General features: G+C 44.8%; 6 protein-coding genes and 1 pseudogene. All 7 read right to left on the reverse strand.

Features of this window, described 5'->3' with window-relative positions:
- Positions 1 to 265: 265 nt before the first annotated feature.
- Positions 266 to 469: a hypothetical protein gene (locus V7K85_RS34975; protein WP_334821072.1), complete on the reverse strand. Its 204-nt coding sequence runs from the start codon at positions 467 to 469 to the stop codon at positions 266 to 268.
- A gap of 608 nt (positions 470 to 1,077) precedes the next feature.
- Positions 1,078 to 2,379 carry a hybrid sensor histidine kinase/response regulator gene (locus tag V7K85_RS34980; protein ID WP_334821074.1) on the reverse strand — a complete coding sequence of 434 codons (1,302 nt, stop codon included), beginning with the start codon at positions 2,377 to 2,379 and terminating at the stop codon, positions 1,078 to 1,080.
- A complete protein-coding gene (locus V7K85_RS34985; protein WP_334821140.1) occupies positions 2,376 to 5,162 on the reverse strand; it encodes a CHASE2 domain-containing protein in 2,787 nt (928 codons plus the stop codon). The genes V7K85_RS34980 and V7K85_RS34985 overlap by 4 nt, the downstream gene beginning before the upstream one ends.
- A 74-nt stretch (positions 5,163 to 5,236) precedes the next feature.
- Positions 5,237 to 5,543, reverse strand: a pseudogene (locus V7K85_RS34990) (four helix bundle protein).
- A gap of 95 nt (positions 5,544 to 5,638) precedes the next feature.
- Positions 5,639 to 6,559 carry a DUF928 domain-containing protein gene (locus tag V7K85_RS34995; protein ID WP_334821076.1) on the reverse strand — a complete coding sequence of 307 codons (921 nt, stop codon included), beginning with the start codon at positions 6,557 to 6,559 and terminating at the stop codon, positions 5,639 to 5,641.
- Positions 6,560 to 6,749: 190 nt separating this feature from the next.
- On the reverse strand, positions 6,750 to 9,302 hold the full coding sequence (locus V7K85_RS35000) for a CHAT domain-containing protein (RefSeq protein WP_334821078.1): 2,553 nt from the start codon (positions 9,300 to 9,302) through the stop codon (positions 6,750 to 6,752).
- Between the two features lie 30 nt (positions 9,303 to 9,332).
- Positions 9,333 to 11,777: an S-layer family protein gene (locus tag V7K85_RS35005; RefSeq protein WP_334821080.1), complete on the reverse strand. Its 2,445-nt coding sequence runs from the start codon at positions 11,775 to 11,777 to the stop codon at positions 9,333 to 9,335.
- Between the last annotated feature and the right edge of the window lie 24 nt (positions 11,778 to 11,801).

Consider the following 11,801-nt stretch of genomic DNA (forward strand, 5'->3'; position numbering starts at 1 on the left):
TTACACTGATCAACTTAAAATTTAAAGAGTTTATGCCTTTTTTAGTGTAAATTTTCTGAAGTATTACATAATGGCTAATTCTTAGCGAAAAAAATACAGTTATAAACCATTTATATATTAAATCTTTAAACAGATAGGCCACACAGTATGATCCAAGTCATAACATCCTAGATGGTAGCCTCACTCATTTCGGAAAGAGGCTCATAATCTTTGCTCAGACCACAATATTGGTTAATCCTCTTCTATTACTCTCACAAAATAAGAATCATAAACCTTGATTTTCATTGGCTTTATGAATTAAAGGCAGTTTGAGGAGCCACTGCGTTGGACGGGTTAAGAGGCTTGTCCCTTGCGCGTGTCCTTTAGGAGAAGGGCTGTAGGGAGAAGCAAATGGCGTTTGAGGAACAAAACCCAACACTAAGAATCCTTGATTTGGTTGGGTTTCACGGACTTTTCTGCAACCTATCAATATTTTTATTTTTTCAAAGTTCTAAGAGAGGGTTAAACTATCCGAAAAATCAAAGGATACAGAGCAACTAAATTTATTTATGGAGAAGAAAAATATGTATGTAGAGACGCGCTTTCAGGAAGCGAGTGTGTCTCGTAGAGAGAAATACGGCGCTCATGCGAGCCGCAAAGCCAAAGGTGTCCTTAAGACGCGAGCAACTAAATTTATTTATGGGGATTATTAATGCATGAATGCGTGAATTTGAAGCGAACGCGAGTGTTTCTGGTAGAGAAGCGACGTGACACTACTGGGTGCGGAATGTGGGATTTACCCAAAGGATTTGCCTGCACTGACTCCTGCCATGTTTTAGTTCTGTCGAACTCACATTTAAGTAGGTTGGTGCTATTAAAGGTAACTATGCAAAGCTTTATAAAAATTATGAAATGTGCTTGAATTAAGCTTAGTTGCCCGTTTGCATACCTTTATATGATTTGGTTTTTCCCCGCCAACCTACTTAATTACATTATTAGCTGTTAAGTAGAAGAGGCGATCGCTGTACTCCAAAGGGTAAGTTTTGGCAAAGCCATTACTTACTATTATGGGGTAATACAAATCAATGTATGGAGATGTCATATGGGGAGAGTAATAATAAACTTTGTCCCCTCACCAGGCATTGACAGGCAGTTGATTTGTCCATTGTGTTTATCAACAATAATTTGGTAGCTAATCGCTAATCCCAGCCCGGTTCCCTTGCCCACGGACTTGGTTGTGAAAGATTGCTCAAAAATTCGAGCTTGCACTTCAGCAAGCATACCGGGGCCATTATCTTGGATGCAAATTGTGATGGTTTGTTGCTGAGGTTCAATTGATGTAGTAATGGTGATGATGTTCGGACAAGCAGCAATCTTTTGATAAGAGTGGTTTTGATTGAGTTCATCAAATGCATCAATGGCATTGGCGATGATATTCATGAACACCTGGTTCAGTTGTCCGGGATAGCAGCTGATTGCAGGTAACTCACCGTATTGTGTTACAACCTGGATTTGAGGCCGCTCGCCATTATCTTTGAGTCGATGTTTCAACAGCATTAAAGTGCTATCGATTCCTTCGTGAATCTGAAACTCCACCTGAGATGCAATATCTGTGCGAGCAAAAGTTCTTAGAGAGAGGCTGATATCTTGAAGACGGGTAATTCCCTGGTGCATTGATGCCAGTAGTTTCGGCAGATCCTCTGCCAGATACTCCAAGTCGATTTCTTCAACAAGCTCTTGAATTTCCGGGTCTGGCTGCGGTAGCTTCTGCTGTTGGAGACTCACTAGGCGAAGCAGATTATTTACATATTCCTCAATATAGGATAAATTTCCGCCAACAAAACCAACCGGATTATTAATCTCATGACCAATACCTGCAACCATCTGCCCGATAGTGGACATTTTCTCACTCTGGATCAGTTGTAGTTGGGTTTGTTGTAACTGCTGTAGAGATTGAGTTAATTTTGCGGTGCGCTCTTGCACACGTTCTTCTAATGTCCGAGTGAGATGGGAAATTTTTAGGTGTAATTTTAAACGGGCAATAACTTCTTCCTGTTGGAAGGGTTTGGTAATATAGTCAACTGCACCAATTTCCAGTCCTGCCACCTTGTCTGTAGAATCAGACAGGGCAGTCATGAAAATCACCGGAATATTCTGAGTGATGGGATTGGTTTTCAGCCTGCGACAAGTTTCAAATCCATCAATACCTGCCATCATCACATCCAAGAGAATGAGATCGGGATGAGCATATTCTGTTTGTTCGATCGCTGACTCTCCATCTGTTGCCATCAGGGCTTTCCAGCCACACCCCTGAATCGCTTCAGATAGCAGCTTGAGATTGTTTGGATTGTCATCCACGAATAGAATATGTATGGGTTTCGAGAGAGAATCGACGATCATGGATGTAACTCCGTTGCGACAAATGATTTGAGGAACTTACGGATTTTCCCGGTTTGGAAATTGGCAGTGAGTTTGGTTAACTCTGCCGCGAAGGGAGCTAGCTGACTGTTTTGCTCAATTAGCTCTCCTAACATTCCCTCGATCGCCGAGATATCCCCCATCATTGCCAGATGATAGAGTTGTTGCAAAACATCTTGGGATGGTAGAACCCATTCACCACCAGTTACTTGCTCACCTTTGGGAGGCGAAGATTGGGCATACATCCACTCCACTCCCAACAGCGATCGCAGTTTATTGAGTAGTTCGTCGATCTGGAGGGGTTTGGGCAAAAATGCTGTTGCCCCTGCCTCTAAACTCCGCTGGCGATTTGACTCGAAGACGCTGGCACTAGAGACGATAATTGGAATAGAACTGGTTTGCGGATTCGCTTGCAGGTGAACCATTAGCTCAAAACCATCCATATTGGGCATGGCTAAATCGAGCAGAATCACATCTGGATTGTGTTCAGTTGCCACCTGTAGCCCATGTTTGCCATCGGTCGCTTCCAGGGTTCGACAGCCAATTTCTTGCAGCAGACTGGTCAACATGGAACAATGGTTGCGATCATCATCGACAATCAGAATCTGAGGCGCACTACCCCGAATCCCGGTAATTTTCTGGGGAGTTGGGATTGCATCTACGCCCCTCGTAGACATCACTTTTCCATGCCAGTCATGAGCAAGTGGTAGTGATACTGTTAAATCCAGCCAAAATAGACTTCCTTCACCCAGGTGACTCTGCACCTGAATTTGGCTCTCCATCAATGCCGCAATTCTTTGGCTAATCGCCAATCCCAAGCCAGTACCTTCAGATCGCTGCCCTGCTTCACCCACTTGCTCAAAGGGCAAAAAGATTTTCTTGAGTTGGTCTGGTGACATCCCAATCCCCGTATCTTCAATCTGAAAACGAATCTTGGCGATTGGAGATTGGGAAGACTCTTGCCCAGTCTCTAATAACTCTACTTTTAACATGACGCCACCGCTGTCTGTAAATTTGATCGCGTTGCCTAGCAAGTTAATCAACACTTGCCGCAGCCGTTTTTCATCAACTTCAATGGCAAGTGGTAGGCGATCGCTAATTAAGACATTAAATGCAATCCCTTTCTGTTCAGCCCGGATACCACAAATCTCAGTCACACCATGTAAGAAATTGGGCAGATGCACACTGGTGACAACCAAATCCAATTTCCTCGCTTCTATCTTCGAGAGATCGAGAATGTCATTGATCAGCATTAGGAGGTGTGATCCGCATTGGTAGATAATGCTGACTCCTTCCAGGTTTTTAGCTGTCATGTTTGGCGATGCTTCTAGTACCTGGGCAAAACCAAGGATGCCATTGAGAGGTGTGCGTAGTTCGTGGCTCATATTGGCGAGAAACTCGCTTTTCGCCTGATTGGCGGCATCGGCAGCTTGCTTTGCCTCAACCAATTCATGAGTTCGTTCTTCGACTTTTGTCTCTAGGGTTTTGGAATAATCTAATAGTTGACTGTTGGCAATTTCTAGTTGGCGATTTGTTTCTTCTAATTTCTGCTGTTTATAGGCATTCGTTGTTGCAATCACACTACCGATAAACGCGGCTAAGGCGGGTGTTAGCGGAATTAAAACACCATGCAAAAACATCCCATAGCCACCCCCGATGCAGGCTCCACTAATGCCTACAGTTGCCCAAAGAATTTTGCCACCGGGAATCCGTCGCCCACTACGCGCACTAGCCAACCACCAACTGCCAGTAGAACCGATGACAGACCAAAAAACAATCCAGAGTGAGAAAAAATTGCCAGAAACGCCATGCAGGCTGGCTTTTCCTGTTTTTGCCCCTCGTACTAGTTGATGAGCAATATTGGCATGAATAACGACACCTGGAGTCGGTTTTTGAGCAGATAACCAAGAAGAGAAGGGTGTGCTGAAGAAATCATTGGTACTGGAGGCGATTGATCCAATAAATACCATGCGATCGCGCATCAAATCTGCCGGAATTCGCCCTGCTAAGACATCGCGCATAGCAACTGTACGAAATGCTGCATCCGTTCCATACCAGTTGAGCAGAATTTGATAGCCTCCGAAATCGGCATCGGTATAACCTGCTTCTTGATTTTGCAGTGGCAGGTAAATTTCCTTGCCCAACTGAAACTTTTGCTTTTGGGGGTCAATGCTTTCTAAGCTAATTTTCTCAGTTTCGAGATATTTAAGGGCTACAAGGGTTGCTAGTCCGGGTTTAATGGTGTTTTTCTCTTTGGCATCTTCAGATGTCAGGAGCGCACGACGCACAAAGCGATCGCCATCCAACACCAAATCAGCTAATCCTACCTGATCCTTTTTTTTCAATTCCGGGGGGGGATTGACGCGTTCACCGGTAATTTTCTCAACTCCAATTAAAGTGGGAGTGTTGCGGAAGACTTGAACAAGTTGCTCATGTCCGCTTCCTTCCGGTAAATCTCGATAGAGATCCAATCCAATGGCGCGGGGCTGCTGCGCCCGGATTTTTTCTAGTAATTGCGCCAGCGCCCAGTCTGGAACTGGCCATTTACGCACCGATTGGATATCGCGCTCATCGATTGTGACAATCACAATCTCATCAGCGATCGTCTGTGGCGAGCGCTGACGAACCCATTCGTCGCGAATTTTCCATTCCGGTAAATTGAAAAGTCCCAATGATTGCCCAACCATAATCGTCAAAGCAACACTGGGAGTAATAATCAAAACGCTGCGAGTGCGTTGGATAAAAGCCTGAAATCTGCGCCACATATTTGTGCCATACAGTTCATTGATCTCGGTCAACGTTGATAAAGGAACGCGAAAAAGTGGGAAGCAGGGGGAGATTAATGATTCATCAACCAAGGTGATGGATTATTAATTATACTTACTAGACCTGATAAAACTTGGTTGTAATTACTGTAAAGTTCTCGTCTTGTTTCCAGATTCATGGCGTTTTCGCCAAGCTTCTGCCATGTTGGCACACACAGAACGTGTTAGGGAAGCGGTCGCGACCCCAGGAGCGTCTTAGCGCCGAATTTGGTCAGTTAACGAATATCTTTGTTCTACAGGAAACTTCTTTGATACCTCAAAAATTTTCATTGCTGCTTCAAAAGCAATTTTGTAAATTCCTAAATCTTTATGGTCTTTAATTGCTTATTTAGTCATTATCTTGCCTCCCCTGCTTCCCCTGCTCTCTGATTATGATCCTATTTTTTCGTGTTGCACCTTCTAGGATTGACCTGGCATTAATTAGTAGATGCTAATAAGTTCGCTGTTAAAATCTCCTTCAAACTCACTGAGGACAGAAGTTCTTCCCATTGTTTGCGAAGGGTTGCATTGCTAGGTTGGACAGTGTATACCGTTGCAAGTGTTGCCACACAGTCATACCAAACACCGTTTTTACCCAAAGCAGTAGCCCGCTTCAGAGCATCTTGTTCTTGCATTGCTATTGCTAACTCAGCACTAGGCTGGATACGCTGAACCCAACCATCGACATAAGGCGTACTCGGACTGAGTTGTCCATCTACTTTCAATGCTAGGAACCATTGATAGTTTTTCCCAACTGTTAAAGCGGGTGCATTAGCTGGTAATTTGATCGCGATTACCCCAGTTTTCCCCGCAACTGGAATGTTCATTTGATGTTGCATGTTGCCGGCTTCATCCTTGAGGCTGAACACGGCTTCTTGGGCATTGGAAGCCGGGAGATATACCAGAATTGTGGGACGTTCAGACACTGTTGTGCCATAGAAGCTTTGGGGCAAGAGGGCGATTAGCGCTGCTGGTTCTGTTGTACTCACAGTCGATGGATTCAAGTAGTAAGTACCAACGCGAGAAGCTCCTCCAGTTGCTTGTTGAGGCGCACCTTTTCCGGGGGTAGGTGTAAAGAGGTTGCCACGAGAAGCTCCTCCAGTTGCTTGTCTGGGCGCACCTTTCCCAGGGGTAGGTGTAAAGAGGTTGCCACGAGAAGCTCCTCCAGTTGCTTGTCTGGGCGCACCTTTCCCGGCGGGAGGAGTAAACATATTACCCCGAGAAGCTCCTCCCGTTGCTTGACTTGGAGAGCCATTGTTGGTGGGCGGGGTAAATGTAACAGCATGGGCACTAGTCCATGCACTGCTAGCGATCAGAGCGATGACACTCAATGTACTAGCTAAATATCGACGTTTCATAATGTTTTACCTCATGTAATTGAAATGTGATACAAAATACGTTTCCTTCGACTATGGACAGAAGCTCAGAGAATAAGTCCAACCAACAGTCAAATTCGATAACTTCTACTTGCAGTATAGGCGAGATTTAGCGAAAAAAGTGTAAAAAATAGCCTGATTTACTTATAGCAAACCCAGTATTATTACTGAGCTATGTCCAGTTGCCGATCAAAACAAAGCCAGACCAAAAGAACGGATCGTGGAAATCAGTTTGGCGAATTAGGCTAATTTGTGCTTGTCTTAGTGCTTCAGCTTTAGTGATTTTGGGTTGTCGCAGTTGGTCATAAAAGCGAGTCATGAGCATCGCAGCTGCCTGATCTTTGACGGGCCATAAGGTGGCGATAGTTGAGCGAGCGCCGGATTTGACAGCCAAGCCCGCCAGTCCAAGGACGGCGCGATCGTCTCCTGCTGCTGTATCACAGGCACTTAGTACCAGTAACTCAATGGCTTTCGATGGATCACTACCCCGATTTTTCAGGAGTTCAGATAACTCCTTAACGTTGACTTCTCCATCCCAAGTGAGCAAGAAGGTATCTTCGAGGCGGGAACTAAACTGTCCGTGGGTTGCTAGGTGGACAACACCTGCGCTACTGGATTTTACTCGCTCAGCAAGGGCTTGACTGGTGAATTCTTGGTTCAGCAACAGAGAGGACGACACCGCCTTGGAGATTTGTTTCACTTCTGATTCCACAGCAGGCAAAGCACTAAAGCCAGGGCGAGATTGGCTAATGCCACCCACGATCGCAGTAATGTGGTTTTGATGATCCGATCGCGTAGCCATTAGTTGCAATCCTGGTGAGAGCGCCACAGCATACTTCTCAATCAGATATTGCTTACCGTCATATAGAGCTGCTATGGGAATGTTCCGCAACCGACCATCCAAAACAAACACCAATGTCTTGCTATCAATGAATGCTTGATCTCCTTCGGCTGGACGAATCAACCAATTATAAATCTGTTGGGACACTCGATCCCGGTCTTTGGAATCCGAGACAGGGTTAAGAGCAACCAGAAAATTGTCTAGAGTCTGTTCAATTTCAGCTTGAGATTTGTGAGTAACATAGGAACGGAGTGGTTGCCCTGCTTTTGAGAGGATTACTGTTAAACGATCTGGCAGGATGATCGGATAAAGGACGGTTGCAGTGGAATCAACCTGATCAATCTGTTGAGTTCTATCTAAACAGGCTTCCCGAAAAAAGTTATCGAGTTCGGCAATTTGGAGTGCCTCAATCAATTCACGAGCTTGTATCAGTGCTGCTTGACTCGGTTGATTATCTAGAAGTAAATCAACCAGTTCCCGGTAGACAGGCTCTACACTGGTGCGAAAAGAGAACTGGACATCAGGGTTGATAGCCACCAAATCCCCCCGCAGTGCCTTTAAGGCATTAACCGCTTCTGTATAGGCAGTAATTGCTTTTGCGCGATCGCCTTGTTGCTTATACAACTGTCCCACCTGCCAGGCAGATTGAGCAATGATATCGTTAGCTTGGAGTTGACGGGCAATATCGAGAGATTTCTGAGATAATTCCTGTGCTTGAGATATCTGCTGTTTACGACGATAGAGTTTTCCCCACTGATGCAGTGCATAAGCTTGGGCTGGTGCATCCTGGATTTGCTGTGCAGACTGGACTGTGACTGCCATCAGTTGCGCCAAATCTTTGAGCGGTAGGATTTGGTCAGGATTTGACTGGCGATTCAGGGTGGCAACAAAATTGATCGCTGCGTAGAGGGAGGTGTGACTGGGGGACAGTTCCCTAAGTTGTTGGAGTAGTTGAGGTGCGAGTGGGGTAGCAAACTCAGGTTTGTCGTAATTGAGGAAAAGTTTGAACTTAGCTAAACGCGCTTCTAACTGATCGCTTGGGTTGGTGGCTTCCTGTTGAGCCTGTTCAAAGTAATCTAATGCGGCTTCCGGATCTTGCAAGTCAACGGCAGCTTTGCCCAGACTTATAAGAATAGAACTTAATTGGGGTTTGGCTGCAATTTTGTCGGCGATCGCTAAACTTTGCTCTAACACCTGTTGACTTTTGCCATCGCCAATTATTTGCAAAGCTAAACCAAGCGATCGCAATCCGCTAACTTTGATTTCATTATCCGGCATCTCTTGGAGTGTTTGAGTCAGCACCTCCAACTGTTGTTTGGAGCGGCGGTAAAATCCTAAAGTTTGTAAAGCTTGTGCCTGATTGATCTGACTACCCAGGCTGCCCATTTTATCGCCTGCTTGCTCATAAAACTTTTGCGCTTGTTGCCAACTTTCCAGGGCAGTTTCAGCTTTGCCAGTATGCAATTGCAAATTTGCCTGCGTATTAAGTGCTTGTGCCCAAAGAATTGCATCAGCAGAGGGAATAGAGGTTTGCAATAGTTTCAGACTTTGCTCAATAGACTGTTGGGCTGCTTGCCATTGATTAAGTTCCTGTTGTGTTAGTGAGAGGTAACTTAAACTTAGAGCTTCATTAAGGCGATCGCCTTGGCTATGGTACTGCTGGGTTGCCGTTTGCCAAATCGTCACTGCTTCGGCAAAGCGTCCTGAACGATAGAGGTTCCGTCCCTGTTCTAGCCAGTTGGTGGGTTGAGAAGATGAGAGAGAAGTGGATGGTGGCAGATTTTGCAGAGATGCTTTTGCAGGTGTCATACTAACTGCTAAACATAAACTCAAGATAGTAAGACTGATATACAGCCAACGACGTTGCTTAATTAGGAAAGTCATAAATAATTATTGATGATATTTAACGGACAATTAACTCCTGGGAACAGCAGCACAGGTTAATGGTTGCTGCACATAGGTAGGAGATTTATTTGCAACTAACTCGATTTTTCCTTGGGCATTACGTAGCCAAGAAGTAGCTTGGACAAGAACCTCTGGGGATGATGATATTTGTGCTTGTACCTTCTGGATTTTGCGGTATGTAGAGATATCGCGTACATCGTCCCAAGTGCGATCGCTTGTTACTTGTTGATTGGGATTTGGCGGCACACCACCCCGTCCTGTTGCCACAAAGCTACTGCCTTCACTACCCGCGCAGCCTGTGGCAATTTGCTGAGATGGATCAATTACATTTGCTGGCAGTTCGACTAAGCCAGAATTTGGATCAACGCCAATGGTATTGACTTGAACCGTGCCGCTAACCCCAAATTGGGAACTAGCAGTGATGTCATTCTCTGGTGTCAGTTGGGGACGAAACTTCAGTCCGAAAAGCCCTTGTGTGCTGATTTGAATATTACCCCCCCTACCTTTCACCGCATTAGCAATAATGTCGCTGTTTTCTAATCCGGCGATAATAGGTGCATTGATATTGATATTACCTCCATTACCGTTACCGCCTGCTGTAGCACTAATATTGCTGCGATCCCTTATTAGCAACAAATTTCCCACTTGTAAGCTGATGTTGCCACCATTACCAGATTCTGTCTGTGCTTGGATTGAGCCTTGATTTTTTAATTGGATGCGATCTGCGGTGATGTTGAGATTGCCACCATTACCAGTTCCTTGACTCGTAACACTCACACTACCGCCATCCTTGAGTATCAAGTTTGGTGTGGTAACACTAACACTACCTGCATTTCCCGTCAGTACATCCTGTAAGCCAAATAACTTAAGTAGTAGTGGACTTGAACGGATGACAGATGAACCGAGGCTACTGTAAGTGTTAGGACTGACACCACTAATTGTGATCGCCTCCCTAGCATTAATGCTGACATTTCCTCCATTCCCAGTATAAAATACTAATGAACCAACTGCTCCTCCATCTAAGATTTGTAACTTCCCAGTATCTAGGATCAAATCTTTTGTATTTCCGCTCGCAAAGCTACTGATACTAATGTTACTAGCAATTTCAAAAGGGGTTTTCCCCATAACTGTGGTATTTTGATTGCGAATTGTCACTTTACCACTAGAGCCACTGCCATATGTATATGAAGTCAATACAGCTCCACCAGATATTACCAATCTATCCCCATTAATAGAGATATCACCTGCTGACCCAGTACCGTATGTGCCAGTGAGAATGTTTGTTGCAATGGGCGTCACGGGTGAGAAGCCGGACATCTCTATTGCTGCCGCTTCAATCTGAATGTTGCCACTGTTAGCTACTCCGTGTGTTGAGTTCTCTATCCCTGAACCCTGTTGGAGTGTTAACCGGGGAGTAATGATACTTATATTCCCACCAGTTCCGGTGCTCAAAGTGTTACTGCGAATCCCACCTCGAATTGTGGTAGCGGATGTTCCGCCAATCATATCGATGGCTTCTGATGCTTGAAAACGAATGTCTCCACCAGGAAGATTTCCATAATTCTGCGCTAAAACTAACGAACCATCGCTCAAGCGAATATTTCGTCCCTGAAGCTGAACTGAACCCGCATTTACCCCACTGACATCTAATAGTGACTTTTGTGCTAGTTGAATGTCACTAAAGCTTTGCCCGTTGCCATACTCCAATTTATATCCCTGAGTGGTTGGCACTAAACTAACTAATCCTGCACCTCCCAGGCTACCTAATTCTATACGTCCTGTTTCGGCAGTCAAGGTAGCGCCATTCAGATTCAGATTACCACCCACCAACGCTAAAGTTTTTCCCGCCTGTACTTGCAATCTTGTTGGGCTAGGATTGCGAATCGTAGGAATAATATCGCTCTCGATATCTAAATGCCCTGTACCTTGGACTTGTATCGCTGAAGGATTATTACCTAGTTGCAGTCCAATGGGAACATTGATACTTAATAATGCGTTAGTTTGGGGATTAATGGCGCTAAATTGACTTCCATCAGCAAATTTGATGCTATTGGCTGTCGTTGCAATCAATGAACCGCCTATATTTAATTGGGCATTAGCACCAAAAATGATTCCATTAGGGTTGAGTAAAAAAAGATTGGCGCTACCGTTGGCTGTGATTAAACCATCAATGTGAGAAATACTGCCCCCAGTCACACGACTAAAAATATTTTGCACATCTGCGGCATTGTTGAAGAATGCAGAACCCTTGCTAGGAATAGAGAATTGGCTGAAGCTGTGAAACAGGTTGTTGCCGACACGATTGCCGTTGGTAATGGTGAAGTTATTGCCGCTTTGGGATACTGTGGTGTTGAGAGTACCATCGGTAATTACTTGAGCATTTGCAGAACTACTCCAAATCGCACATATTAATATTCCACTGATGAAACCAAACCTAGCAGAAATTACTTTCACTACCCCGTCTCCATTTTGACCTGT

Source organism: Nostoc sp., assembly GCF_036917615.1.
GTDB lineage: Bacteria > Cyanobacteriota > Cyanobacteriia > Cyanobacteriales > Nostocaceae > Nostoc.

Bases quoted from the DNA above. Each gene is read 5' to 3' on its own strand.
- V7K85_RS34995 (WP_334821076.1), bottom strand. From the start codon at position 6,559: ATGAAACGTCGATATTTAGCTAGTACATTGAGTGTCATCGCTCTGATC.
- V7K85_RS34980 (WP_334821074.1), bottom strand. From the start codon at position 2,379: ATGATCGTCGATTCTCTCTCGAAACCCATACATATTCTATTCGTGGAT.
- V7K85_RS34985 (WP_334821140.1), bottom strand. From the start codon at position 5,162: ATGTGGCGCAGATTTCAGGCTTTTATCCAACGCACTCGCAGCGTTTTG.
- V7K85_RS35000 (WP_334821078.1), bottom strand. From the start codon at position 9,302: ATGACTTTCCTAATTAAGCAACGTCGTTGGCTGTATATCAGTCTTACT.